This is a genomic window from Psychrobacter sp. AOP7-C1-14 (genome assembly GCF_052376135.1).
Lineage (GTDB): Bacteria > Pseudomonadota > Gammaproteobacteria > Pseudomonadales > Moraxellaceae > Psychrobacter.
In genome coordinates this window covers 63,225-88,579 of record NZ_JBQSVH010000009.1, presented here as the reverse complement: position 1 = coordinate 88,579, position 25,355 = coordinate 63,225, and the positions used below count along the sequence as shown (strand labels likewise).

At 41.9% G+C, this 25,355-nt stretch carries 28 protein-coding genes; 10 read left to right on the top strand and 18 right to left on the bottom strand.

The annotated features are described in order from the left end of the window. Nucleotides 1-93: 93 nt before the first annotated feature. On the bottom strand, nucleotides 94-975 hold the full coding sequence (locus ACT3QN_RS08180) for a PHP domain-containing protein (RefSeq protein ID WP_444522873.1): 882 nt from the start codon (nucleotides 973-975) through the stop codon (nucleotides 94-96). Nucleotides 976-1,243: 268 nt separating this feature from the next. Here ACT3QN_RS08180 and ispZ point away from each other — a divergent pair, with 268 nt between their 5' ends. From ispZ to mnmD, 4 genes are all read left to right on the top strand, one after another. Next, nucleotides 1,244-1,795 carry a septation protein IspZ gene (gene ispZ, locus ACT3QN_RS08175; protein ID WP_444520143.1) on the top strand — a complete coding sequence of 184 codons (552 nt, stop codon included), beginning with the start codon at nucleotides 1,244-1,246 and terminating at the stop codon, nucleotides 1,793-1,795. Nucleotides 1,796-1,902: 107 nt separating this feature from the next. Continuing rightward, a complete protein-coding gene (locus ACT3QN_RS08170; protein ID WP_444522874.1) occupies nucleotides 1,903-2,229 on the top strand; it encodes a YciI family protein in 327 nt (108 codons plus the stop codon). A 62-nt stretch (nucleotides 2,230-2,291) separates the two neighbouring features. Next, nucleotides 2,292-2,657 carry a hypothetical protein gene (locus ACT3QN_RS08165; RefSeq protein WP_444522875.1) on the top strand — a complete coding sequence of 122 codons (366 nt, stop codon included), beginning with the start codon at nucleotides 2,292-2,294 and terminating at the stop codon, nucleotides 2,655-2,657. A 124-nt stretch (nucleotides 2,658-2,781) separates the two neighbouring features. After that, nucleotides 2,782-4,833 carry a tRNA (5-methylaminomethyl-2-thiouridine)(34)-methyltransferase MnmD gene (gene mnmD, locus ACT3QN_RS08160; protein ID WP_444522876.1) on the top strand — a complete coding sequence of 684 codons (2,052 nt, stop codon included), beginning with the start codon at nucleotides 2,782-2,784 and terminating at the stop codon, nucleotides 4,831-4,833. A 58-nt stretch (nucleotides 4,834-4,891) separates the two neighbouring features. On the opposite strand, the gene yiaA is transcribed toward mnmD, so the two are convergent. After that, a complete protein-coding gene (gene yiaA / locus ACT3QN_RS08155; protein ID WP_444522877.1) occupies nucleotides 4,892-5,449 on the bottom strand; it encodes an inner membrane protein YiaA in 558 nt (185 codons plus the stop codon). A 334-nt stretch (nucleotides 5,450-5,783) separates the two neighbouring features. Between yiaA and ACT3QN_RS08150 the strand changes: the two genes are divergently transcribed. The 3 genes from ACT3QN_RS08150 to ACT3QN_RS08140 all read left to right on the top strand — a co-directional run bounded on the left by ACT3QN_RS08150 (nucleotide 5,784) and on the right by ACT3QN_RS08140 (nucleotide 7,408). Further along, complete coding sequence (locus ACT3QN_RS08150) at nucleotides 5,784-6,239, top strand: hypothetical protein (protein ID WP_444522878.1); 456 nt, start codon at nucleotides 5,784-5,786, stop codon at nucleotides 6,237-6,239. A gap of 7 nt (nucleotides 6,240-6,246) precedes the next feature. After that, a complete protein-coding gene (locus tag ACT3QN_RS08145; RefSeq protein WP_444522879.1) occupies nucleotides 6,247-6,681 on the top strand; it encodes a secondary thiamine-phosphate synthase enzyme YjbQ in 435 nt (144 codons plus the stop codon). Nucleotides 6,682-6,763: 82 nt separating this feature from the next. Further along, complete coding sequence (locus ACT3QN_RS08140) at nucleotides 6,764-7,408, top strand: hypothetical protein (RefSeq protein WP_444522880.1); 645 nt, start codon at nucleotides 6,764-6,766, stop codon at nucleotides 7,406-7,408. Nucleotides 7,409-7,583: 175 nt separating this feature from the next. Here the strand turns inward: ACT3QN_RS08140 and ACT3QN_RS08135 are convergent, their stop codons facing one another. The 7 genes from ACT3QN_RS08135 to ffh all read right to left on the bottom strand — a co-directional run bounded on the left by ACT3QN_RS08135 (nucleotide 7,584) and on the right by ffh (nucleotide 14,164). Continuing rightward, on the bottom strand, nucleotides 7,584-8,243 hold the full coding sequence (locus ACT3QN_RS08135) for a DUF4112 domain-containing protein (RefSeq protein ID WP_444522881.1): 660 nt from the start codon (nucleotides 8,241-8,243) through the stop codon (nucleotides 7,584-7,586). Beyond that, nucleotides 8,236-9,153, bottom strand: a complete 918-nt coding sequence (ubiA, locus tag ACT3QN_RS08130) for a 4-hydroxybenzoate octaprenyltransferase (protein WP_444522882.1) — start codon at nucleotides 9,151-9,153, stop codon at nucleotides 8,236-8,238. The genes ACT3QN_RS08135 and ubiA overlap by 8 nt, the downstream gene beginning before the upstream one ends. Nucleotides 9,154-9,294: 141 nt before the next feature. Continuing rightward, a complete protein-coding gene (locus ACT3QN_RS08125; protein WP_444522883.1) occupies nucleotides 9,295-9,537 on the bottom strand; it encodes a hypothetical protein in 243 nt (80 codons plus the stop codon). 91 nt (nucleotides 9,538-9,628) lie between these two features. Next, entirely contained in the window at nucleotides 9,629-10,528 is a 900-nt protein-coding gene (locus ACT3QN_RS08120) for a class I SAM-dependent methyltransferase (protein ID WP_444522884.1), read from the bottom strand. 66 nt (nucleotides 10,529-10,594) lie between these two features. After that, entirely contained in the window at nucleotides 10,595-11,437 is an 843-nt protein-coding gene (locus tag ACT3QN_RS08115; protein ID WP_444522885.1) for an undecaprenyl-diphosphate phosphatase, read from the bottom strand. A gap of 209 nt (nucleotides 11,438-11,646) precedes the next feature. Continuing rightward, the gene (tsaB, locus tag ACT3QN_RS08110) at nucleotides 11,647-12,348 is read right to left on the bottom strand and encodes a tRNA (adenosine(37)-N6)-threonylcarbamoyltransferase complex dimerization subunit type 1 TsaB (protein WP_444522952.1); all 702 of its coding nucleotides are present in this window, start codon (nucleotides 12,346-12,348) and stop codon (nucleotides 11,647-11,649) included. Between the two features lie 271 nt (nucleotides 12,349-12,619). Then, nucleotides 12,620-14,164, bottom strand: a complete 1,545-nt coding sequence (gene ffh / locus ACT3QN_RS08105; protein WP_444522886.1) for a signal recognition particle protein — start codon at nucleotides 14,162-14,164, stop codon at nucleotides 12,620-12,622. 452 nt (nucleotides 14,165-14,616) lie between these two features. Here ffh and ACT3QN_RS08100 point away from each other — a divergent pair, with 452 nt between their 5' ends. Further along, on the top strand, nucleotides 14,617-15,381 hold the full coding sequence (locus ACT3QN_RS08100) for a cytochrome C assembly family protein (protein ID WP_444522953.1): 765 nt from the start codon (nucleotides 14,617-14,619) through the stop codon (nucleotides 15,379-15,381). A gap of 85 nt (nucleotides 15,382-15,466) precedes the next feature. Here the strand turns inward: ACT3QN_RS08100 and purU are convergent, their stop codons facing one another. Both purU and ACT3QN_RS08090 read right to left on the bottom strand, forming a co-directional pair. Beyond that, nucleotides 15,467-16,387: a formyltetrahydrofolate deformylase gene (purU, locus tag ACT3QN_RS08095; protein WP_444522887.1), complete on the bottom strand. Its 921-nt coding sequence runs from the start codon at nucleotides 16,385-16,387 to the stop codon at nucleotides 15,467-15,469. Between the two features lie 178 nt (nucleotides 16,388-16,565). After that, nucleotides 16,566-18,671, bottom strand: a complete 2,106-nt coding sequence (locus tag ACT3QN_RS08090; RefSeq protein ID WP_444522888.1) for an Ig-like domain-containing protein — start codon at nucleotides 18,669-18,671, stop codon at nucleotides 16,566-16,568. 531 nt (nucleotides 18,672-19,202) lie between these two features. Here ACT3QN_RS08090 and rpmB point away from each other — a divergent pair. Together rpmB and rpmG are read left to right on the top strand one after the other, a co-directional pair. Continuing rightward, complete coding sequence (rpmB, locus tag ACT3QN_RS08085) at nucleotides 19,203-19,439, top strand: 50S ribosomal protein L28 (RefSeq protein ID WP_057761372.1); 237 nt, start codon at nucleotides 19,203-19,205, stop codon at nucleotides 19,437-19,439. A 127-nt stretch (nucleotides 19,440-19,566) separates the two neighbouring features. Continuing rightward, the gene (gene rpmG, locus ACT3QN_RS08080; RefSeq protein ID WP_010201403.1) at nucleotides 19,567-19,722 is read left to right on the top strand and encodes a 50S ribosomal protein L33; all 156 of its coding nucleotides are present in this window, start codon (nucleotides 19,567-19,569) and stop codon (nucleotides 19,720-19,722) included. A 169-nt stretch (nucleotides 19,723-19,891) separates the two neighbouring features. Here the strand turns inward: rpmG and ACT3QN_RS08075 are convergent, their stop codons facing one another. From ACT3QN_RS08075 to ACT3QN_RS08045, 7 genes are all read right to left on the bottom strand, one after another. Continuing rightward, nucleotides 19,892-20,203, bottom strand: coding sequence for a hypothetical protein (locus ACT3QN_RS08075; RefSeq protein WP_444522889.1), 312 nt, complete (start codon nucleotides 20,201-20,203; stop codon nucleotides 19,892-19,894). Between the two features lie 221 nt (nucleotides 20,204-20,424). Continuing rightward, the gene (locus ACT3QN_RS08070) at nucleotides 20,425-20,736 is read right to left on the bottom strand and encodes a hypothetical protein (RefSeq protein WP_444520160.1); all 312 of its coding nucleotides are present in this window, start codon (nucleotides 20,734-20,736) and stop codon (nucleotides 20,425-20,427) included. A gap of 108 nt (nucleotides 20,737-20,844) precedes the next feature. After that, nucleotides 20,845-21,243: a hypothetical protein gene (locus ACT3QN_RS08065; protein ID WP_444522890.1), complete on the bottom strand. Its 399-nt coding sequence runs from the start codon at nucleotides 21,241-21,243 to the stop codon at nucleotides 20,845-20,847. A gap of 103 nt (nucleotides 21,244-21,346) precedes the next feature. Further along, nucleotides 21,347-22,036, bottom strand: coding sequence for a ribulose-phosphate 3-epimerase (gene rpe / locus ACT3QN_RS08060; protein WP_101205795.1), 690 nt, complete (start codon nucleotides 22,034-22,036; stop codon nucleotides 21,347-21,349). 114 nt (nucleotides 22,037-22,150) lie between these two features. After that, nucleotides 22,151-22,432 carry a TIGR03643 family protein gene (locus ACT3QN_RS08055; protein ID WP_444522954.1) on the bottom strand — a complete coding sequence of 94 codons (282 nt, stop codon included), beginning with the start codon at nucleotides 22,430-22,432 and terminating at the stop codon, nucleotides 22,151-22,153. A 232-nt stretch (nucleotides 22,433-22,664) separates the two neighbouring features. After that, nucleotides 22,665-23,555 (bottom strand): S-formylglutathione hydrolase, encoded by an 891-nt coding sequence (gene fghA / locus ACT3QN_RS08050; RefSeq protein ID WP_444522891.1) that lies wholly within the window; start codon nucleotides 23,553-23,555, stop codon nucleotides 22,665-22,667. A gap of 69 nt (nucleotides 23,556-23,624) precedes the next feature. Continuing rightward, nucleotides 23,625-25,106 (bottom strand): C13 family peptidase, encoded by a 1,482-nt coding sequence (locus ACT3QN_RS08045; protein ID WP_444522892.1) that lies wholly within the window; start codon nucleotides 25,104-25,106, stop codon nucleotides 23,625-23,627. Between the last annotated feature and the right edge of the window lie 249 nt (nucleotides 25,107-25,355).

The window sequence follows — 25,355 nt, the reverse complement described above, 5'->3', positions numbered from 1 at the left end:
ATTATATTTAAGTCTTAACCTTAGACCTTGTTCATTGTAATGAACGGGACCCTATCACTACTAGGGATAACTATAAGAAACGGATTTTGCTCACTAAGCAAGCGTTGCAAAAGACTCCCAAACTCCTTGTTGGTCATCATTTAAAATAGGGACATCGCCCAAGCGTCGCCAAGGCATATTGCTACCATGGAAGTCGCTACCAATAGATGCCGAAAGACTATGCTCAGCAATGCTACGATCGACCATTCTTCGCGTACTAATCGGCTCACTAGCGGCTGGTAGTTCACAAGCATCGCCGCCAAGCTGCGCAAATTCTTCGATCAGTTTACGCACACGAGTAGCCGATAGCTGATAGCGCGTAGGATGTGCGAGCACTGCTTTACCGCCACAGGCATGGATTAATTCGATACCATGCTGCATCGTCAACGCCTCAATTGCTACATAAGCAGGTTTATTATCCGCCAAGTATTTATCAAAAGCTTTTTGAACGGTTTTGACTTCACCGCGCTCAAATAACACCTGCCCAATATGGGCGCGTCCGACTGCTTGCGGGTTACCGCCCGCTTTATCGAGCACTGCTTGCCACAGCTCATCATAATTGATATCTAATAGCTCACTTAGTTTTTCGACAATACGCTGACCACGAGTGGCTCGACTGTCTTGCAGTTGCTGCAGCGTTGCATGCATTTTTTCGCGATCAGTGAAGTCTAGACCAAGTACATGAATGATTTTATTGGTAGATTTATTCTTCCCATAGCCACCGCTTAATGTATGCTCACAGCTAATCTCAACGCCATTAATAATTTGCATATCACAAGCGCTAGCAGCGTCTCTCGCCTCATCAATTCCTGCCAACGTATCATGGTCAGTCAATGCCAATACGTTGATGCCCGCTGCATGGGCACGTTGTATTACTTCAGTCGGTGCATAAGTTCCATCTGAACAAGTACTGTGGCAATGTAAGTCAATTTTCATAAGATAAGCCTTAAAGTGTTAAATAAAATAAGCGTTAGGTAGCAGGTAGTCGTTATTACTATTATGAGTATTCTGACCTGCCTTAATAGTTCTATAGATTTAGCAGTTATCACTGCTGTATTTGGCCGGTAGCATAGCCGTCAGATACAATAAGAAAGTATTACTATGTAGGTTGCGTATATCGCATGATTATCGTGTTGATTGCTTTTTTTTGATGCAGTAGACGTGTAAACTACCCCATACGTTTTTGTTGGACATATCCTTTGCTATGAAAGCATTACTAGACTTTATTCCTTTAATTGCCTTTTTTATCGCGGCGCGTTATAACGGTATTTTAGCAGCAGCTGGAGCTTTGCTCGTCGCTACTATTATCGTTTATGCCATTCATTTTATTCGTCAAAAAGGTAAGTTTGATAAGCAGCAATGGGTTGTCTTATTATTAACAATTTTATTCTGCGGCGGCACATTACTGCTGCGTGATGATATTTACTTGCGCTGGAAGTCACCCATTATCAATGGTATTTTTGCATTAACGCTATTTGTTAGTGCCGCAATTAACAAGCCATTGATGCAGCTTGCGATGAAAGAGGTATTTACCCTGACACTTAGCGGCTGGAAAAAACTGACTGTTGCTTGGGCACTGTTTTTTGCCCTAATGGGTGTACTACATTATATCACAGCGTTCACAATGTCAGATGAAGCATGGATTAACTTTAAAACCTATGGCTGGATTCCGATTATGCTTGTATTTGTCGTGGCTCAGTTTGCTGTACTAAAAAAGCATCTCAACCCTGCGCTTACGGACAAAGCTGCTAAATAGCTCCTACTGCCCTGTCATAGCAGGAATTACAACTTTATCGCTATGACATTTATATTAAGCCCATATAAGCTCATTATTACTTTTTTATTATTCACTAAGGAAGTCTCATGTCTTTATTTACCATCATTGGTCATGACGTGGCTAATAGCAGTGCACAACGTCTGATTACTCGTACTGAACATATTGAACGCCTAAAAGTACTGCATCAACAAGGCCGTCTCGTTATCGCAGGTCCAACGCCTATCGAGCATGGTAAGAGCGATATGTCAGGTAGCTTAATTATTGCGGAGTTTGACTCTATCGAAGCGGCTCAGACTTGGGCAAACGATGATCCTTACTTACGTGATGGCGTGTATAGTCATGTCGAAATCAAACCATTTGTTCAAGCATTGCCAGCACCAACTGATAATGACAATCAAGTAGCTGCATCGTGATTCAAAGTGTCTCTTTTTTACATAACTGCTGCTACAAAATTGGTCTGATTGGTCTGATGTTAATGACAGCCATTTCAGCTTACGCTGCGCCTGCTGTTGATGCTACCGATCCAACAGCAGTGATATCAGTAACTGATCAAACAGCGCCGTCTGCTTTGCCAACAAATAGTTCAGCGCTAGATATCAATGATACCTTGGCGGCACAGTTGCAACCATCTACTAAAGCGTTATCAGCTGCCAATCAAGAACTGCTTAGCCGTAACGCACAACTGCAGCGTCAAGTGAACGATTTACAGACCCAAGTCAATGTCCTGGTTTACGAAAGTAAAGGACAATTGTTTCTATACGGCGCGTTTACCGTTTTGATCAGCTTGTTAGTTGGCATTTTTGTCTCATGGTTAGTATTTGTTCGTCGTGAGCGTTGGTAGCGTAGACTTTGCTATCGCTGATTTGTATTAAGTTACCCCGCTACTCTTGACCAAACATCGATATCATTGATCTGCCACTGCTAATCGTTTAGCTACCGTTACTGATATTTCTAAGAAGCGTCTCATGTCTATCGCCAAACCTCAAAACCCTAAACACTTAAATGTTATCACGCCTACCAAGATTGACTGGCAATCGGATGATACTGGTAATATGGTGCCAGTATCAGGTGAGTTTGGGGACGTTTACTTTTCTCATGCGAATGGTTTGGCAGAGACGCGTCACGTGTTTATAGAGCACAATCAGTTGCCAGAGCGTTTAGCGCAACTTGCACCAAAGCAATGCTTTACGATTGCTGAGCTAGGTTTTGGAACTGGGTTAAACCTACTAGCGACTTGGCAATTGTGGCGACAACTACGTGAAACCAATCCGCAGTTAGCAACGGCTCGCCTGCACTTTATTACGACTGAAAAATTCCCTATACCTTTAGCAGATCTGACGCAGATACTTGCGCTATGGGGCGAGCGAGCGCCTGAGCTGATGGATTTCATTCAGCCGCTTTTGGCTGCATATCCGCCTCTGATTACAGGCTGTCATCGTTTAAGTTTTTCTTATGATAACTTAACTGTCGATATGTGGCTTGGTGATGCAGCAGAAAGTCTCAGCAAACTGGCATTAAACCATTCTAAGCAGCATACGCCATATGTTGACGCTTGGTTTTTGGATGGTTTTGCTCCCTCTTGCAACAGCACCTTATGGGCTGACAGTATCTTTGCACAAATGCAGCGCCTATCACGTCCAGATACGACTGCAGCCACTTACAGCTGTGCAGGCATCGTCAAGCGCGGACTAAGAGATCACGGTTTTCAAATTAAGAAAGTCAAAGGTTTTGGTCGAAAGCGAGAAATGCTAACTGCTATTATGACTAATGCGAAAAGTAATGACCTTACTGACGATAACAACAGTCACCATGAGAAGCAAGAAGCGACTTATAGCACATTTGAGCATGTTGTCGTTATTGGTGCAGGCGTCTCAGGTTTGCTAACAGCTTGGTCACTTGCCAATCGTGGTATGAATGTCACGTTACTAGATAAATCAGCGCCCTTGGCAGGTGCGTCAGGTAATCCTAGAGCACTGCTTGCACCTAAAATGACTCCGATCCATCATGTTGACGAGCATCTACATACCATAGGTTATTTATATAGCAGCAGACTATATCGCGACCTCAATCAAACAGCCATACAACTTAATACAGTACCAGTGCTTGAACCAACTGGCGCCCTTGATTTGCTCATAAAAGCCAATATCGGTACGGAACAAATTGCAGACTATCCTGATCAGATGGCGACTACGTTATCTCATGAGCAAGCTCAGATTGCCAGTGGATTAAAAGAGCAAGACCTAGCGGAGAATTTGTATTTACCACAGTCTGGTCTGGTCAATCCACAAGCACTAAAAGACATCATACTGACTCATCCGCTCATTCTTTTTCAGCAATTAGAAGTGAATAAAATCAACGAAACTGAGCAGCAAGTTCATATCGAAGGTATTAATAAAAACCAAGAGTCTGTCACAATGACAGCTGATCATATCGTCATTTGCGCGGCTTTTGAAAGTCATCAACTGGATGAGCGTGTTTTTGACTGTCGTAAAATTCGTGGACAGCTGTCTTGGTTTAGCCCCTCGACGGAGCAACTCACAAAGCTGCCCAAAATACCGCTTAAATACAGTGGTTATTGTGCGCTGTTCAACGCGCAGACTGGAGATAATGAGTTAAATACAATAGTCGCTGACAAGCCATATCTATTGCTTGGCGCGAGCTTTATCCGTAATGATACAGCTACAGACATACGTGATGAGGAGCATCAGATTAGTCGAGATAAGCTCATCACTGCTATTCCTGAGATGGCCTCTATTATTCCAGCGGATACAAGTCTGTGGCAAGGACGAGCTGGCATTCGCACCCAAACACCTGATTACCATCCTATCGTCGGAAAATTAGTAAATAGCCAACGGATATGGACCATGAGCGCGATGGGCGCAAAAGGCTATGCGTTAGCACCTGTTTGCGCTGAAGCATTAGCAGGTATGATGCTAGGGTCATTTGCACCATTTTCAGAGGCAATGCTAGCTCGTCTATCACCCAATCGTATACGTTTGCAGACACCGCTTGTTTAAAGAGCGTCTTATTTAAAAAGTGTTGTTTTATTGTCTGAACTGTCGATGATCAAGCACGTTAGTCTCTATCATCCATTTTAGACTTAACGGTACCAAATAGCGATTTGCTAGCATCAGATTCGTGTGGTGCTTGATGAGCAATTTTAGCACTGTTCTTAGTATCGTCAGAAATCGAGGGTGCGGTTAATGTGCGTATTTGCGCTTCATCACGAGTATTTTTTTGAATAGTAACCGCTGCAAACAAACTCATCGTAAACGCCATCATATAAAACCCTTTCTCGCTTAGGCTTAGTCCTCCTGCATACATGAGACCAATTGCAATAAGCGCAATGGATAACCCTAGTGCTGCCCAACTGATTAGGTAATACATATTTGTTGTTGGGATGCCTTCACTACGATCACGCAGCGTTTTCTGTAGGCTAATGGCAGAATAAAGACCGAGAGCGAGCACCGCTACATAATAGCCTTTTTCATTTAATAACATGCTTTGTGCATTCCATAGCCCAAGCAAATACGCAACGACACCAACCAGCATTACTGCCCAAGATGTCCCAACATAAGCGGTTGTTGGTTTATAAGCAGTTAACTGACTCTTAGCAATCGTGTCGTTATTCATTTTTATCCCTAATTAAAAATAAGTATATACTCTGTGGCGTAGACGTTTTTTTATCAAATTATGTTTTGCTTTAACATAACACAAGCATGTTATATTGTAATACAAAATCATTTCTAATAACCAATAGCATTTTCAATGACAGAGCTCCGACATGTCTTTTTTTAGCTTGCTTATTTTACTTAGCCTTATTCTTGTTGTACCCATTTTTTTCGTGATGAAAGAAAATTCGAAACGTACACAAACTGACTCTATAAGGCGACATAAAGAGTATTTAGAAGCAGCAAGCCTCCATACTACCCAATCTCAGAAAGCACCCGTAGTAACAAAAGATGCTATGTATGAATATGAACAAGATAACTCTGTAAGTGTTATTAGCTTCTCAGCTCAACATCCATTTATCAAACTGCTCTATAACGAGCAAGTTCCTCAAACATTTCGAGCAATAATGGATGATATTGGGCAACAATATGAATCTACTCATCACAGCGAAATTACTGAATCACAGCTATTTACCTTCAACAAATTTATTAGCACGCGTGTTCCAGAATTGATTACTGACTACTTAAGCCTTGATAAACATTACGCAAAGACGGTCATTATTGATGTGGACAAACAAAGTACCAGTTATGACATAGTGCTAGACCAACTGAACACGATTTTAGACTTTGCACAAAAGCTCAATACTCAGAGCCAAGGTGGCGTCGTCGATAAGTTACTTGCTAGCCGTCGCTATTTGAATGATGTCTATAAAGACAGCGGTATGGCAATCGACAGTCTAAAAATAAAATGAGGTTTTCATGTCTTACCACCAAACCACTCTTACACTACCTGCCTACGCGCGTGGCATTCATATTATCACTCCGAGGATTAAAGAAGCAGTTTCTCAGCTGTTACCTCACTCTGCCAAGGTAGGGTTGATTCATCTGTTTTTGCCACATACGTCAGCCAGTCTCGCAATCAATGAAAACGCTGATCCAGATGTCAGACTAGATACAGAAGACTGGCTTAATAAAATCGCACCAGAAGATCAGCCAGAGTATCGCCATACCTTAGAAGGCTCAGACGACCTACCAGCTCATTTTAAAAGCATGATGCTTGGGGTAAGTTTGACTATTCCACTTGTCGATGGTGAGTTAGGATTGGGTACGTGGCAAGGTATTTACTTATGTGAGCACAGAAACCTTCAAAAATATGGTGGGCAGCGTAAGCTGGTGATTACAGTAAATACGTAATAATATACTGTCAACAAATAGCAGGTTGACCCTTGCAAATTGTCACATCTACGTAGAGCGCCATTAACGGATAAAGCTGACTATGAATACTCCCTTCTCAAAAATACTAAACTTACGAAAATCTAAACTGCTTTATCGTACAACTCCTGCTATTTTCTTTAGTCTATTGCTACTTACTGCTTGTCAAAAAGATTCAGAACCTGAAGCAACTGATAAAACTGCAGCTGAAACTTCTACGCAAACCACGCCAGTAACGACTAATATTAACGTTGATAACATCGAAGACAGCAATGCCAATGACGCTCAAAATGTAGTACAGACTGATGCTGATTCAGAAAGTGATATGAGCGTAACGGAGTTAGATAAAGATCTGGATGATACTACGTCCACTGCAAATGATAACTCTGAAAAACCTAACCCAGAACAAGCTATTAAAGGTGTACAAATCACTGATGTCCGTTATAAAAGTGCAGCAGGTGAAAATCTGTCCGTAGTCTTTGAGACGTCGGCAGCTGGCATGCTTAATGCTATTGTTACTCGTCCCAACCAGCCAAAAATGACATTAAGCGCACCCGAAGGCCAAGGCAATAATCCCACCTATCAATCAGCTGATAGCAGTGTCCAACTCGTCAGTCATGCTGGTGGCGGCACTATCGACCTTATCCAAGACAATAAGACCACTAGCTTTGATGCTGTCAGTGCTGAAGCAGAGGTAATCACTGAATAAAACCTGCTTCGCCTGCTGTTTCAATACTCTATTCAAAACCATAAAAAAGGCGGCAAACGTTATTATCGTTGCCGCCTTTTTCGTTTCTGTGACTTACTTTGTACTTTCTGGTCTCTGCTGAGCTTTGTAGTGGGTAATGAGTGATAAGTTATTGTATTTAACCAAACCCAGTTGATTAACCAAACATCCCGACCAACCAGCTTATCACCGTCCATAGCCCCCACCCGACAAATACAATGACCAGCAGCCCAAGAAAGTCAGGGATATGCAAATACAGCCAAGCAACGATTGGGTTGCGCCAAAAAAACCCAAAGCGGTTTTGCTGCTGTTTGTCTTCTAATGACTGATGCAAAAACGGTCGATCCATATGCATGGTTTCGGTAATCCCATACTCATGGTGTAAATGCTCGTGCACGATAGCCAGTGTCTTACGACTAGGACGAATAAAAACATCTAAGAACGTACCAATGCCAGGTACGATACCAACGACCATATCAATAAGTGCCAATCTAACCGCTGGCGTCATTTTATGAGCAGGCACACCTAGCTGACGCCCTAAGATAAATGCATAACTGGTCAATGCCAATCCTGCCAAATCTCCTGCCAGAGGAATAGTGGAAAGCGCGGCATCAGCACCCATTCCTTGCTTGGTAAAAGGCACTCGTACTAGTGAATCCATGGTATTGGCAAATTTTGCTAGCTTACGTTCAGTTGTAATGACTTGCTCGCGCGTCAGACCATGCTCTGCAAGTTTTGCTTGATAGTCTACGACAGACGCATTCGTATCAGACAGTTTCTTTGACTTGAATCTCGGAAATTTATCGAACTTATCCATTTAACGTTGTCCATATGCAAGCGACTGCTATAAGAGCAAAGACATAGCGCCCTACCCAGATATTAGCCAAGAATGCTTGGAAGCAAGCTAAAGGGTTACGACTGGCACAAGCGCTGTTTTGTTTGGCGAACATCATTGCGACTAGCGCCAATCCGAATACTGGCGTTACACCTAACGTGGTCGGAGCAAAGTAATGCCACATAACCACACCCATCATTAGCAAAAACAGCATCTGGAGTATCGAGATGATAATCACATCATAACGACCGAACAGTATCGCCGTTGATTTCACGCCAATCTTTAAGTCATCTTCACGGTCAGCCATGGCATACTGCGTATCATAAGCCACTGTCCAGCACATATAAGCGAAAAATAGCAACCAACACCAAATATCTGGAGCACCTTGCACTGCCACATAGGACATCGGTATTGCCCACCCAAAAGCAGCTGCTAAAAATACTTGCGGCAGGTGCGTATAGCGTTTCATAAATGGATAAATAAATGCCAACATAACGGCACCAAGCGACCAGTAGAATACAGCTATAGGCAGAAAAAATAGCAGACTGGCACTTAACAGCACCAGTATTAAAAATGCAAAAACGGCTTCTTTGCCAGATAAGCGTCCATCTGCTAATGGGCGACCTTTAGTGCGAGTCACATGACCATCTACTTTACGATCTGCAAAATCATTAATCGCACAACCAGCCGCTCGCATAAATATTGCACCAAGGGCAAATATCGCGAATACCTTGATACTTGGCAACGCTGCCGTCATTCCTTGCTGCTGTGCTTGACCCATTGCAGCGAATAGTACGCCCCAAAGCGTTGGCCATAGAAGCAGTTCAATACCGACTGGCTTATCAAAACGGGTAAGCTGGATATAGGCTTGTAGCTTGTCTTTAAATGTCATAGTTTTTTATTATCATTAATTGAATACTTTTTATGTGTGCTTATATGCACTTATATGTTTAGCCTAGAACAACTAAATCGATTTTTAAAGAAGCTGGTTGCTGACTTTTCATGGTCAAATTACTAAACTTTAACGGATTAATTACTGTATTTGCTGCCATAACTTATTAGCTTCGATCAGTGATAGCTCAGGATATTGCTTGCACAAAGCTTTTAACGCTGGGACTTTGTCTTTCTGTGCTGCTTGCTGACGCAAAAATGCCAGTTGCTCTTGTGGATTGCTCAGCTCTTTTAACCGTGCCTCAAGCCGAAGAATCCGAGTGCGCAGCATGATATTGATCAACAATAAAACTGCACCCATAACCCAAATGATTAACGCTGACATTCCTTGCTCCTAAATCCATTAATTCTGAACGTATAAGCTGACTAATTGAGTACATTTATACTCGTACATCCATTATCACAAACAGTAGCTATCAGACAAAATACCCATCGAAGCGCACAGCTTCATTATGCCAGCTTTCACTAGCAGGTTCATCAGCGAGCAATGGTGCAAATTGTGGACGTTTTACGACCACGCGACCTTGGCCTTGCGCACTTTGTTTGACAACGACCTTCGCACTACTTAGCAGTTGTCGCTCTTCATCTAACGTTGGTGGACGAGCCAATTGATGCAATGCTTGCATATGCTTACCGACTTTTGCACCTTTGCCTGTCTTACTATCTTGATAGCTATCCTCTGGAAACATCGGATCCAGATAGACGACATCGATTATCGCAGAATTATCTGTTACGGAATCCACCTTTAAATTCACAAAATAGCTCAATGCATCAGTATTGATAATCTGTAGGCGGCTCATGAGTTTCTGCCAATTGGGTAGCGCACTCATACGCTGCTGCTCTACAAGTAGCAACAATGCCATTAAAGGTTGTTGCTCAAGCATAGTGACTTGTGCACCCGTACTGGCCAATATCAAACTATCATGCCCAAAGCCAGCGGTTGCATCAATAACATGACTATCTGATGTAATTTTGGCCGCTTGTAATAGCAGCTCAGACTTACGGCCAGCACTCACGACACGGCGCTGCAACTTATCCCATTCAGGTGCCACACTGAGTCCATCACTTAGCCATGATAGCTTATCTTTATCATCTAATAATAGAATATGCTGAGTAGATGCTTGACTCAATTGCTGACGGCGCTTTTGAGTGAGTTTCTCTGTCGCGACTTTAATATCTAAAATGATTGGTAATGTATGCTCAGCTATCAATGACTGTAGACTCTCAACCTGTGCTTGCTGGCTGTCATTGACGTAGAGTAACCGACAATGTACAAAAGCACCTGTCTCGTCATGCTTTTGGGTCGCATCTGTCATAACCATCATCCTGTTTGCTGATTGTTTTAACTATGAATTACTGGCGTGTTAAATCATAACGCAAATCTAGCCAGCCATTTGATAACCAAAGCCCCAAGCGGCGACCAACACAACAACACCCGTGATAATGCGCAACCAAGCAAAGATAGTAAAATCTCGGCGACTTACCCATGCCACAAGTAAGCGGATACAAAGTAGCGCCACTACAAATGACACGATGGTTCCGATACCTAGCACCAGCCAATCTTCACTATTGGTCAGTACGTCACCATGTTTGAGCAAATCTAATAACGCCGCCCCGACGATAACAGGAATCCCCAAAAAGAAAGAAAACTCAGCAGACGCCTTACGTGAGACACCTAACCACAGCGCACCAATAATAGTGGCACCTGAGCGTGACGTCCCTGGTATTAGAGCTAAACATTGAAATAGTCCAATCATTAAAGCAGTTTTTATGCTGACATCTTCCGCTTCTTCTGCAATGACCGCTTTAGGACGCTTTTCCACATAAAATATCAGTAGACCGCCGATGATGAGCATAATGGCAACCACAATAGGATTAAACAAATAAGCTTTGATTTCATCGGCAAAGGTAAAACCAACAATCATCACAGGGATAGTAGAGACAATCAGACTCAGCCCCAGCTGTCTAGGATTGGTCATTCCTTCTGCTTTGCCAGTCAGCAAACCCATCAACGCTTGCCACAATCTACCCCAATAGTCATAAATCACTGCCAAAATAGCGCCAAGCTGTACCACCACGACAAATAAATCAACTTTTTCTTTAGTCCAGAAACCCATCACATCTGCTGATAAGATCAAATATCCCGTACTAGAGATGGGTAAAAATTCAGTGATACCTTCAACGATACCCATGATGACAGCTTGAACGAATAAAACTATATCCACAGTGACTTTCCTAGAAACAGACTGGCCTAAAAAAACTGGCCTAAAAACAGACCGATTGGCTGTCCTATATTAACGTTGATTTTATATTGGTATGCGCTTGCTAAACACTAAAAAGCTGGCTGCTATCAATTGAGTTAAACTGGTTGTGGTTAAAGTATTTATCATAACCAGTGACAGCAAGCGACGCTGTAAAAAGCATATTTATAAAGCTATGCTTTGCCTTGCTCCTTAAGTGTTTTCCAAGCTTGATTACGTAGATATTTTGGTAATGCCTGCGATGCTTCCGTACCACCATCATTTGCAAACTGAGCAATACCAAGCTGCCCAATGACAACAGCATCTGGCCAAACATCTTCATGGCAGTCTTGCTGATTATGTCGTGTTAATAGCGGCGCGCCATTACCCGCAATAGGCAGGTTGAGCTCTGTTTGGCTTTCATAATTTAATAGCTGCTCTGTACTATCGCTACCATCAGCCAATACTGGCTGCATAATGTTATGACCTAACTGGTCGTCGGTTACCAACTCATACTGCCCAAAGTAAACTTGCTGCATACGAGCATCAAGGGCGCTGTATAGGTGTGTCAGCCCGTATTTCTGATACGCACATTGTGCGATTGCTTGCAGGCTTGAGACGCCAACACAAGGCAAGTCATGCGCTACAGACAGAGCCTGTACCACTGCGGTATTGATGCGAATACCACTAAACGCACCCGGTCCTCGATTGAATATCAAGGCTTTTATATCAGCAAGACGTAACTGCGCCTCAGACAACGCAGCATCAATCATCGGTAAAATCTGTTGAGTCTGCTGACGCTTACCTGTTTCGGTATGGCTCGATAGTACCTGTCCGCTCGAATCTAAAATCGCGATCGAACACTGATCGAACACGGTATCCATTGCTAAAAACATCACAACCTCGGCTTTTTACTTTTGGCGTTCTAAATTGATTTGTCAGATTTTACTAATTTTTCATAACGATCTATCATTCATGTACTATCGAAACCCAGACAGAATGAAGCAGCGCCTATCATAGCATTTAGGGTACACGAATTTTATTAATTTCTATATTTTTCACACTTTATCCATCAGTGTTTACCTACAACTAATGACAATAAAAAGCCCCAAAGCTTAATTGGCTTCGGGGCTTTGATCAAACATCTTAAAAGTAGCTAATCGTTATCTAAAAGCGCGTTTTAAACTTCTTTGGCGCTTGATTTTGCATTTCTTGCATTTGTTTTTGCATCTCTTCGGTGCTTGGCATATTGTTTGGATCCAGTCCCATTTGCTTGGCCATTTGTTCTGGATTCACGTCTTTAGCACCACCTTGCTGACCGCCACCAAACAATGGACCGCCGCCACCGCCAGCACTACCGCCACCCATTAGTCCTTGCATAGACTTCATCATTTTACTGATGCCTTCAGGTTTTGAGATCATTTTCATCATTTTTGCCATTTGCTTGTGCTGCTTGAGCAAACGATTAACATCTTGAATCTCACGCCCTGAACCTGCAGCGATACGGCGCTTACGACTTGGGTTAATCTTATCAGGGTTTTTACGCTCAAATGGTGTCATTGAATTGATCAGTGCTTCCATTTCACGTACTTTTTCTTCTGGGTTGGCATCTTCAACAGCCTTTTGCATGTCTGAGCCGCCCATACCAGGCATCTTATCTAAGAATCCTGCCATACCGCCCATACTCTTCATCTGTTGGAACTGGGTCAATAGATCCTCAAGGTCGAAGTCACCGCCCTTTTGCATCTTTTTCGCCATTTTTTCGGCTTTATCACGGTCAATCTTCTGCTCAACTTCTTCAACCAGACTCAATACGTCACCCATACCAAGGATGCGCTGCGCGATACGCTCAGGATGAAACAGCTCTAACTCGTCTAGTTTTTCACCGCGGCCCAAGAACTTAATTGGCTTCCCTGTGATAGCGCGTACAGAAAGCGCTGCACCGCCGCGAGCATCACCATCAGTTTTGGTTAAGATAACACCCGTCAATGGCAGTGCGTCATTAAAGGCTTTTGCGGTATTGGCGGCATCTTGACCCGTCATGGCATCGACGACGAATAGCGTCTCAGATGGGTTAACCGCAGCAGTTAGCGCCTTAATCTCATCCATCATGGTATCGTCGATATGTAGACGACCAGCGGTATCAATGATCAGAATATCTTGATATTGGATTTTGGCTTCTTCAATCGCACGCTTTGCGATATCAATTGGATTCTCATCCGTGCTTGAGTTTACAAACTTAGCATTCACCTGACCGGCTACTTGCTCAAGCTGTTTGATAGCTGCTGGGCGATAGACGTCGGCAGAGACCAGCATGACTTTTTTCTTTTGGCGCTCTTGTAGATACTTGGCCAACTTACCCGCTGTAGTCGTTTTACCCGCACCTTGCAAACCTGCTAGCAAATAAACAACAGGCGGCTTACCTGTCATCTCTAACTGCTGATTGGCACTGCCCATCATTTCGGTCAGCTCATCATGTACAATTTTGACAAAGGCTTGACCTGGCGCTAACTCTTTTAGTACCTCAGCACCAAGCGCTTGCTCTTTCACACGTTTTACAAAATCACGAGTGACAGGTAGCGCCACGTCAGCTTCTAACAACGCCATACGCACTTCACGCAGTGTGTCTTTGATATTGTCTTCGGTCAACTGTCCGGTACCGACGATATTACGTAGGCTCGACGATAAGCGTTCTGTTAAAGTATCAAACATAAATAACTCTCAATTAAAATGGTTTTCAATTAAATAATACGCAATTAAAATAACTCTAAATCAAACCATTAAAATGGTTCGTAAATAATATTAGGATACGCTATAAAATATTAGGGTATTGCATGACAAGGGATATGATAAAAGAATTATATTATCAATACTATAGCATTAACATGGCTCAAAACTTATAGTCGTTTCGCAACGAATACGGCACTTATAATTGTAGTCAACTTTTTATAGATGATATATTTTATGTTTTGCACTATGCCGCGCTGCCGATCATTTATAAGTTATAAGCAAGATGGCGCTCAACTGGCACCCATTTTATGATAAATTGGACGATTATTCTAATCATTCTGATAATACCACTTTAGCGACACATTGAGCGGCAGTTTATGCTCAGTATAAGATGAGGCTTTTTATCTGTGCACTTTGCATTCTTACTTGCTAGCATGGCTTATATCTTAGTCAGCATCCATATTGGTTGGGCGCTGATTCAGGACAAACCTATTCACAAAAGCCTTAGTTTGAGCTTATTGCTTATCGGTATGGCTACACATGCGGCACTGCTATATCCATACGTTGTGACGCTGTATGGTTTGAATTTCAACTTATTCAATATAATCAGTCTGACCAGTTTATTTTTCTTATTCTTTTATCTGTTGTTCTGTTTATACCGCCCTATTCTTAGCCTTGGTATTTTGGCTGCACCCACTGCGCTAGTAGGTATGACTGTCGGTTATGTCGGTCGCGCCCCTTATCAACCATTAACTGATGTCAGTATCGGGCTTGAAATTCATATCATATTATCATTAGCTGCCTATTGTGTTCTGTTGATGGCGGCGTTACAAGCGCTATTTCTACGTCTACAAATACGTGAGCTCAAGCATCATACCATTCACCGCTTTTGGGTTAATAAGCTACCTTCCTTGCAAAGTATGGAGAGTTTATTATTCGATATGCTGTTGGTAGGCTTTGTATTGCTCAGTATCGCACTGGGAATTGGATTTATCTATGTGCAAGACTTGATGGCGCAGCATATTGTGCATAAGACTGTTTTTAGTCTACTGTCGTGGTTGTTATTTGGTACTCTACTATTTGGTAATTGGCGTGCAGGCTGGCGAGGCAAACGTGCGGCCAATATCACTATTTATGCTTTTATTCTATTAGCCATTGGCTTTGTTGGTAGCAAGTTCGTCTTAGAAATGCTTCTTTAGAATATATATTCAGAAAAAGGCGGTCAGCAACAACAGTTACTGACCGCCTTTTTTATATTTTTAGCCGATTCACTACTGATGTTTCTTAGTTAAATACGACGGTCTTGTTACCTGCCACAATCACACGATTTTGCACATGCCAGTTTACAGCACGTGCTAATACGTTTCGCTCGATATCACGGCCGATAGCACGCAACTCTGTCACCCCTTGGCGATGCGTCACACGGTGTACATCTTGCTCAATGATAGGCCCTTGATCAAGCTCAGCGGTGACATAATGCGCTGTCGCGCCGATAAGCTTCACGCCTTTATCATAAGCTTGGCGATAAGGATCTGCGCCCACAAATGCAGGCAAGAAGGAATGATGAATATTAATAACCTGCATCGGCCAACGTTTGACGAAATCTGATGACAAAATCTGCATATAGCGCGCCAATACGAGCAAGTCGTTACCTGCCATCAGCTTATGAATCTGCTCTTCTGCTTCCGCTTTATTGTCTTTGGTTACTGGTACATGGTGAAAGCTAATACCAAAGTTTTCGACTGCTTGCTGTAAATCAGGATGATTACTGACCACGCAAGTAATCTCACAATCGAGCAGCCCACGTTGATGTCGCCATAATAGATCTAACAATGCATGATCAAACTTCGAGACCAAAATACCAACCTTGGTCTTCGTTGCATTGTTATGTAGACGCCAGTCCATGTCGTGGCGCTTGGCAACAGTGTGCGCAAAGCTGGCTTCAAAATTTTCAATAATATCGCTCAATCCTGCCAAAGCAAACTCTAAACGCATGAAATATTGACCGCCTTCATGCGCCGTTGAATACTGATCAAGTGTAATGATATTAGCGCCATAACGATGGATGAACTCAGAGACTGCCTGTACGATACCGGCCTGATCTTTGCATTTGATGAGCAGCGTAGCTGTATCAATGGCGCTAGGTGTCTGTTTGCTCTGAGAAGCTATGGTCGATAATGAAACCGTTTTAGTGTTTTCTGACATGATTCGCCCAATATAAAAAATGATGACTTATTGCTGAAAAATTGCTGACAGCATAGTAAACCGATTATTTTAATCTTTTTTACAATACTTTGCTGAGCGAGTTGGTTGTTTTTGGTTATTTAGAAGGATAAAGCAAAAACCCCTGACACGTGGTCAGGGGTTTAGAAGCTATGAAACTTTACTGAACAGTATAGATAACGTTAGTGGTCACACCTTTAGGAGTAGTCACAGAAATTTTGAAATAATCACCTGCTTCGCACTCATCTAATGCAAAAGTATTAACAGTCCCTGTATTATCACCAGGTTTACCAGGAAATACTATTGCTGGCACTTCTTCAGGGCCTCCAATCATTTCTACAGTACAGCTACCACTGCCTTCTTCGCTGGTTTTGTCAACAACTGAGCCTGAAATGGTCGTACCAGATGGCATCGGGTTTAAATCATAGAAACCACCGCTATTGATGCGAGTAATTACTCTTTTATTTGCTGCAGTAATGATTTGTGTATTAGGAGATAATAACGTGATATTTGGAATACCATTCGATAGCAACTGAATACCTTCATAACGTACTACTGCATCTAGCCCTGAGTTACAGGTCATAGGTTTATTTGGCGATACAAAGTTACCAATAAAGGTACTTTCAAAGAGATCTTTCTTATCTTGAGCAAAAGTTGGAAACTTAAGCTGGATGAATTGCTGGATATTGTTTTCACACACTTGATTGGCTTGAGTAGTTAATGGGTAATTGAATTCCCCTATTTGGAAAATTCCGTCTTCATTGTCATCACGGAAAGTATCTCCAATATTGTGGACTAATGTATCAACTCCTTCGTCCCAAGCATTGTTTTCATTATTATCTATATATGATTTCTCACCCTCAACAACTGCTAGAATACTAACACGACCATCACCAGGGCGAGGGTTTTGAGTCGAGAATGTAACTTCACAGGCACCATTAGATGTTGTACAACTAGAAGGAGACACTTTACCGCCTTCAGCAGTAAAGTTAACTACTGTCCCATCAGGTACTTTATTACCATTACGATCCACTAGACGTGCAACTACTGATGTTTCATCACCATCCAAACTCCAATCTAATACGTTTTTACCAAATGATAGACTAATGCCATCTTGCGTTACACGAGAGCTAGCAATAGATATGCCTTTTGATAAAGCATTTATACGAGCATCAGTTGCCAAAGTTGCTTTTATTTCTACAGGGCCTGGAGTACTGCCAGGATAAATATTAACTGAAACCTTACCATTTTCATCTGTAATAGCATTAAAACTATTTTTGTTTCCTAACACACCAAAAGTCAATCCGAGAGGAGATTTTTCTAATGAAAGAGTCACTTCTGCGTTGGCGAGCGGTGTTTTATTTGAATATATTGCAAATTCAGCTTCACCCGTCGCTGATGATCCGCTATTCTGAATACCTAATGTAAGCTCATTTGAAGTATAAACAATAGAAGTAGCTTTAGGCGCTTGAACAGTAAGATTGGCCGTCTGAGTAGCCGAACTGCCTGTACTAGCCGATATACGAACATTCCCACTACATAAAGTATTGTCTGTATTTATAGCTTTATAGACAAATGTAATCATACCATTTTCATCTGAAGTTGCCTGAGTAGGCAGCTGACCACAACTAGCATTCAAACTGACTAATATGCCACTTATAGCGTTACCTTCCGTATCAGTTGCCATTGATGATATAGCTGTTTGACCACCTGCAGAAAGCTGCGAGTCAACCACAGTTAGAGCACTTAGATTTACATTTGTTGCTTGTACAGCAAATGTTAAGTTATCAATCGCCGTATTATCATTATTACTTGCATTAGCGGTGATAGTATATGCGCCAGAAACTTCAGGAGCATTAGGCTTCACAAAAATTTGTGCCTTGCCTTCACTATCTGTTAATTTGGCTCCTGATGTCGTCTGAGATAACACAACACCATCAGCACTAATAGAGAATGTCACCTTGGCATTTGCCACAGGTTCATCATTTCCGTCCATAACTTGGACTTCATAATAAGCACCTTCTAGATCGATAGAAGCTATGGTATTACCATCTACGTCTACTAGCTTACTATTGCTAATGTTCAATTCTGCAGCTGGTGTTTCAACACCCCCATCACCAGTACCTGGCTGCTCTACACCCAAATCAGGCTCTGGTGCAATCGTATCAGTACCGTCACCCCCACCGCCACAACCTGCTAAGGCCAACGATAATGTTAGTGCTGTTAGTTGAAACAACTTAGAAGTGGGCAATGATGTATATGACATGTTTGAACTCCGCATGAGCAGTAATTTATCTAAGCAAATAAGCAAATAAGCAAATAAGCAAATAAGCAAATAAGCAAATAAGCAAATAAGCAAAAATCATTATCCAAGATCATAAAATATTGGGAATGATACATAGGTTTACAGTAATACTAGTATATTAACAGATTGTATTAAATTTATAACAGCAACTTTACTGACTTTTGTTATAACTTACAACTAAAAATTAAACCTTACTATTAAACAATCAACAACATAGAGTGCTCATTTCAGGGTATAATAGCCCTCCTTTAATTCGACAGATATTATAAAAATATTTGAGTATTCATCTGTTTTATGGTATAAATGTCGGCTTTAAAATTTTCTGAATTGGTCAGCCTGTTATTTGCCTTTAGATAGCAGCAAAACCAGCTCAACCTTCATATAGTTTTGTTTGGTGCAAAGCTGCCGCTTGCTGTGTCCATGCCGCAAAAACGTGCAACTTGCCCAGACTGGTATGAGAAAAACTCATACCTCATAGATTAGGAGTTCGCCATGTCTCGAGTTTGCCAAGTGACTGGAAAGCGCCCTATGGTGGGTAATAATGTTTCGCATGCAAACAACAAAACCCGTCGTCGCTTTCTACCAAACCTTCACAACCATCGTTTTTGGGTAGAGTCTGAAAACCGCTTTGTACGTCTACGTGTGTCTACCAAAGGTATGCGCATCATTGACAAACTTGGTATCGATAAAGTGTTAGCGGATCTACGCGCACAAGGTCAAAAAGTTTAAGTTAAGAATAGCAGCTGAGTGATGACTCTCATCACTTAACTGCTGTTTTGCTGCACTAGTTGTGGCAACTCATTCTTTAAGACACGTACCTATCGTTTGAAGACCCCTCATTTACAGGAAAGCTATCATGAGAGATAAGATTAAATTAGTATCAACAGCTGGTACTGGGTATTACTACACCACTACTAAAAACAAGCGCACTATGCCTGGCAAAATGGAAATCAAAAAGTTTGATCCAAAAGTACGCCAGCATGTGATCTTTAAAGAAGCTAAAATCAAATAACTGCCATCATTTGTAGAAGGCATTTTTATAAATACTTTCTATAAAGAAGTTATTTGAACAAAAAAAGGGTTTATCAATTGATAAACCCTTTTTTTATGTCTGTAGTTTAATATTGCTAAGCTATAACTTCAGCTATTCGCTTTAATTAGTGCTCAAAAATAGCCAAAGATCAGCTATAGTGTGTCGGTTCTTTATCATACACATGCGCATGCCACTTACTCATTTGCTTTTGCATAATGACTTGAATCGCCGCATGAATCATATGCTGACCAATAGCTTGAGTATCGCTACTAAGTAGCTCTTTTAGCTTGTCAGAAAAATCAATAGTCATCAGCGGTGCTTCATCTTGTTCAGCATCACGCAACAACAACCTACCATCGTCTGCCTCCACCAACTCTAATGTGGTTTCTTTGGCAAACCCTGCAAATTGATCGTTACTCTCATTATCTACTTCTATCTCATTATCGATATCGTATGGCATTAATGTGTTCCTTATTATCCCGTTTAGTACTGGCAGAGAAATTAGTCATTGCAAAGCAGTCATTTCTTAAAAATAAGCTCATTCAGCAAACCTATCATCTTACAGTCACGCGGGTAAATCTGTCTTATTCATACAATGGACGCTTTAACACTAGAATTCAAGGGCTACCGCATAAGTCTTCGCTATAAAAGCAAACTTGAATGCCATGCAGTGTGTATACATTAACGCCAATAACGCAGTTTGGCTAATGTAAATAAGAAGGCAACAAACATTCCAAGGTAATAAACGAGCTTTAGCTCAAGGCTAGGATCGCGATACTTAAATGGAAGTGCAATCGTGGCCGTTGCAGTAGGAAATATCAGCAGCATCAGCAGCCAGTTTTCAATAACATTTAACCAACCTTGTAAATCGGTTCCATGACGTAATGACGCTAGTCCCATTAGTAGGCAAGCGATAATTAAGCTGGTAAATAGGCCATTTGGTAAATCTTTAGGATAGATAATTTTAGCAATACTGGCTGGTACGATTCTCATATAAAATTCCAGTCATGCTTGTAGAACATGGCTTAATGATTAAAAAATATAAAATATTACGACGTTGTATATAGGCGCGGAAAAGCCTTATATCTACAGCGAAACAATTTAACTATAAGTACCCATCAACCATAGCATCGAGATACATGAGGTCAAATAGCCCAAACTAATCGCATTCCAACTCTCGATATGTAGTCCTTTGACTTTATTAAGTATGCGAGAGCCTACCCAAAAGAACAGCGGAATGCCTAGCATAAATGCAGGCACAATCACTGCCGCATGACGCAGTACTGTTTCAACGTCATCGCCCACCATCAGGCGAAAGCCATAGCCTGCCAAACTAAGTATAAGTGCAAACATCGCTAAGCCAACCGTAATGCCTTTCGGTACCAAACTACGCTGCGGCGTTTCACTTGTCAGTGGTTGCCTAGACTGCTGTTTCAACGCTTCATGAGAGTTTACTTGCTCTGAAGGCTCTGTTGAACTGGTAGAATTGTTTGCGTCCATATTTCACCTTTACGTGACTGACCGTCATATAATCATAAGTTATACAGCACATCTTAATATTATCATTGTATGGCTAATAGTATTTATCAGTTATACAAGCTCACTAGCTGTTGTTAGCTAATAACAATTCTGCACGCATCTCATCAATAGCCGTTTTATAATCTTCTTGATTAAAAATCGCAGAACCAGCAACGAACATATCAGCGCCTGCTTCAGCAATCGCACGTATATTACTGGCTTTGATACCACCATCAACTTCCAATCGTATGTCTCGACCGCTAGTAATAATACGCTGACGTACCTGACGGACTTTATCTAGAGTACTATCGATAAAAGACTGCCCACCATAACCTGGGTTCACGCTCATCAATAGAATCTGATCTACTTTATCCATAACATAATCGAGATAATGTAGTGGTGTTGCTGGATTCAATACCAAACCGCACTCTGCACCGCCATCTTTGATCAATTGAAGTGAGCGATCGATGTGAGCGCTGGCTTCTGGATGAAAGGTAATGATACTAGCGCCCGCCTCCAAAAACTGCTCAATCATACTATCGACAGGTGAAACCATCAGATGCACATCAATTGGCGCTTCAACACCATAGTCCCGCAACGCCTTACAAATCATGCTACCAAACGTCAAATTGGGTACGTAATGATTGTCCATTACATCAAAATGAATCACATCGGCACCCGACTCTAGTACTTTCTCTACTTCTTCGCCCAACCGCGCAAAATCAGCTGAAAGTATCGACGGTGCAATAAGATAAGGCTTAGCAGGACTGTTCATAATTGAGCTACCTAATTTATGTTTATATAAGATATTGATAAATTAAAAAGAAAATGATAATTGGCTCACATATACTGCGAGCCTTTTACATATTGATGTTAAATATTTATTGAGTTAACGTGGCTTATATTGGGTTTTGCAATAAGCACGGCCAACTTCGAAAGAGCGCTTTGCCTCATGCTTGGTAGCACGGTTGCTCACTCTTTGCCGCCATAAGCGAAAAGATGAAGGCTTTAGCTCTTGGCGCATGAGTTTAATAACCCCAGTCTCATCGAGACCATAGCTATGCTCTATCGCACCGAATGGCGTTCTATCTTCCCATGCCATCTCTATCACACGTGAGATTTGCGTCTCATCGAGCACTCTATCGCCCGCTTCGTTAACAGTTTTTGCAATCAACTCATTTGACTTAACTTGAGACGCTTCATTATTACTAGAATTATTGGTACGTTGTTTATTTTTTAGAGCAGCATCCATGTCAGCTTGCATAGTCGCTTTTGTAGAGCTCGTATCTGCTGACGTATTCTTTGAATTAGAAGCTGTCAAATCTTGATAACTTGCCATAAAAATCACCTTTTGAGCATGAATGGAATAGCGAAAAATGTATCACGGTCGTCTATACAGCACTTTAGCTCATTTGAGCCATATGCCAATGATGTTCGATATGATCATTGATCACTGTTTGAATAAAATAATAGCTGTGGTCATGCCCCGCTTGGTAGCGTAATGTTAAGGGCTGTTTGGCTTTTGCACAAGCATCCTGTAATTTAGAAGTCTGTAGCTGACCCTCTGCTAAAAAGTTATCAGCTGCGCCTTGATCAACCAATACACTCGAATACTGCTGACCAACCTTTTCAATCATCTGTGAGGCGTCCGCTTGTGCCCATAAAGACTTATTATCACCGAAGTATTCCGTATAAGCGGCTTGCCCCCATGCTGACTCACTAGCCGCACACACGGGAGATAAAGCCGATACGCTGACAAATTTACTTGGGAACTTAAACCCTAGCAACAACGCGCCATGACCACCCATCGAATGCCCTGTGACACCGATGCTGTGGATAGGAAACTCTGAACGTAATAAGTCATATAGTTCATCAACGATGTAGCTTTGCATATTGAAATTGTCTGACCAAGGCGCTTGGGTCGCATCAACATAATAGCTTGCACCCTGACCGACAAAATAGCGATCGTCATTTGGTACATCGCTGTCTTCACTACTTCTAGGTGAAGTATCAGGTGCAATAAGTATCATACCAAGCTCGCTACATTTTTGCTGAAAATGCGCTTTATGAGTGACATTATCAGCATTACATGTCAAACCCGATAGGTACAATATCGCAGGACAACGTCGTCCAGCCAATGCCTCATCAGGTAGGTAAATACTAAAGGTCATAGAGGTTTTGGTAGATGTCGACTCATGACTATAATAATGCTGCTCACCGTTGAAACAGCGATTTACACTTTTTTGGGTAAGCTGTTTGTTGTTCGACAAGCTATGACTATAGGAATTTTGCATGAGTGATATCCTTTTGTTTAAAATAGAACCAATGATGATGTTTAATCAATACTAAATTATACTTTATGTTTATTCAGCAGCTATCTCTACTTCGTCTACCGATAAATTAGTAGCACTATCAGGTAGAATATTAACCGTTGTAGAAGTCGCATTATTTGTAATACTAGCAACTGATGGGCGTGCCTTATCAAACAATACTTGCTCAAACGCAGGTAATGCCGTCTCCATCAAACTACCAATGACCATCTGCGGCTCTGATGGCTCAAAGCCCATGGCGCTTTCACGCTCATTAACCCGTATACTAGCGTCTTTGAAAGCCGATTCAAAACTGGTATTCCCTCGTAAGCTTTCAGCAAAAAACGCTTGGCCAAAATAGGTCATTTCAGCCGTGTTGGTACAGCCAAACGATGCTTTGTCAGCAGCAGAGGCAGTAATCACTACCGTAGTCGGCGATGCTAATTCATCAATAAACGAGCCTGAGTAGCAGGCAGATACCACTATCACACGCCAGCGAATACCTGATGCATCTAGCGCCTCACGCAACCATGTGGCATCTAAATTATCCATCGCAAGCGGCGGGTTTGCCAACTGGACGATATCTTGGTTACCATGTGAAGACAACGTTAGAAACAACACATCTTCATCAGCATTCATTTGCTGACTGATTTTCTTTAGGCCACGCAAAATGCTGGTCTTAGTGGCGATTGGCTCATCTAGCCAGCTATAAGTGTTGTTAATTAACGATAGTGAATGGCCGCTAGTACCAAAGCGCACATCAAACAGCTCACGTACTTTATTAACCTCAGAGCGAAAGACGTTTTGGTCAGAGAATCCTGCAACTCCCATGAAGTACCAATCGGTTTTGCCATCGATACTCGGGTCTATACTATCCAATGCTTGCTGTAATAGACGTGGCTGCTGATACAATGCCGCCTCTTCTAGTACAGGTTCTACAGGTATTTGCTTAAAGATAGGCTGGTCTGCGACATTACGCTGCCAGATAGTCAGCAGTGCTACTGCGCCAACCAATACAATAATTCGCTCCCACCATGGTATCCGCAGACGACGAGAAAAAATCCAAAGCAACGCTAGCGTCTGCCACAAGAACAATACTAAAAACAGTACTGGTAAGAACGAATAACTCCAATCAGGCAACCAACCATAGCTACCAGAAAACTGAACCAAACTCTGTAATAGGGCTGATAAGGTATCAGCAACTAACCATAGTACTACTGGTACAAATACTAATGCTTGGTTACTCGCTCGCCGAGCCAAAATGATACCACCAAGCAAAATAATCATCGGCCATATCAAATAACTGACCAATCCTTGCTCATTGAATATACTGCCACTTTCAGCAGCTAACCAAGAAAATAAGACATTACTACCAAGCGCCAATAGTGCGAATACAGCAAACTGTACAAAAGTAGGTTTAACCCAAGAAAAAGCCCGTGTTGAGCCCACTAGCATCCACAAGGTTGCAATAATATTGGCAGCGAAATTGAGCGAAAAACGCTGAAGCGAGACGGTTTTTAACGACGTAAGTGACAAAGACTTAGACCTCTAGCCAGTCGAGAAAAATAAAATGACTCAATGATAACTATCTTAATGTAACAGCCGCGCGGCACAATCAGTTGATGATTTTTTGTGCAGCATGCAGACATCGATTTATATTGAATTCACGATGGAGTGATTATAGAAGATAACTAGCGCTGCTTAATATTTTAGCTCGCTAATCTATCGCGATTGTAACGGATTGTCAGTTAAGAGGATAAGGCTGATTTGTAAAATTCACTCAAA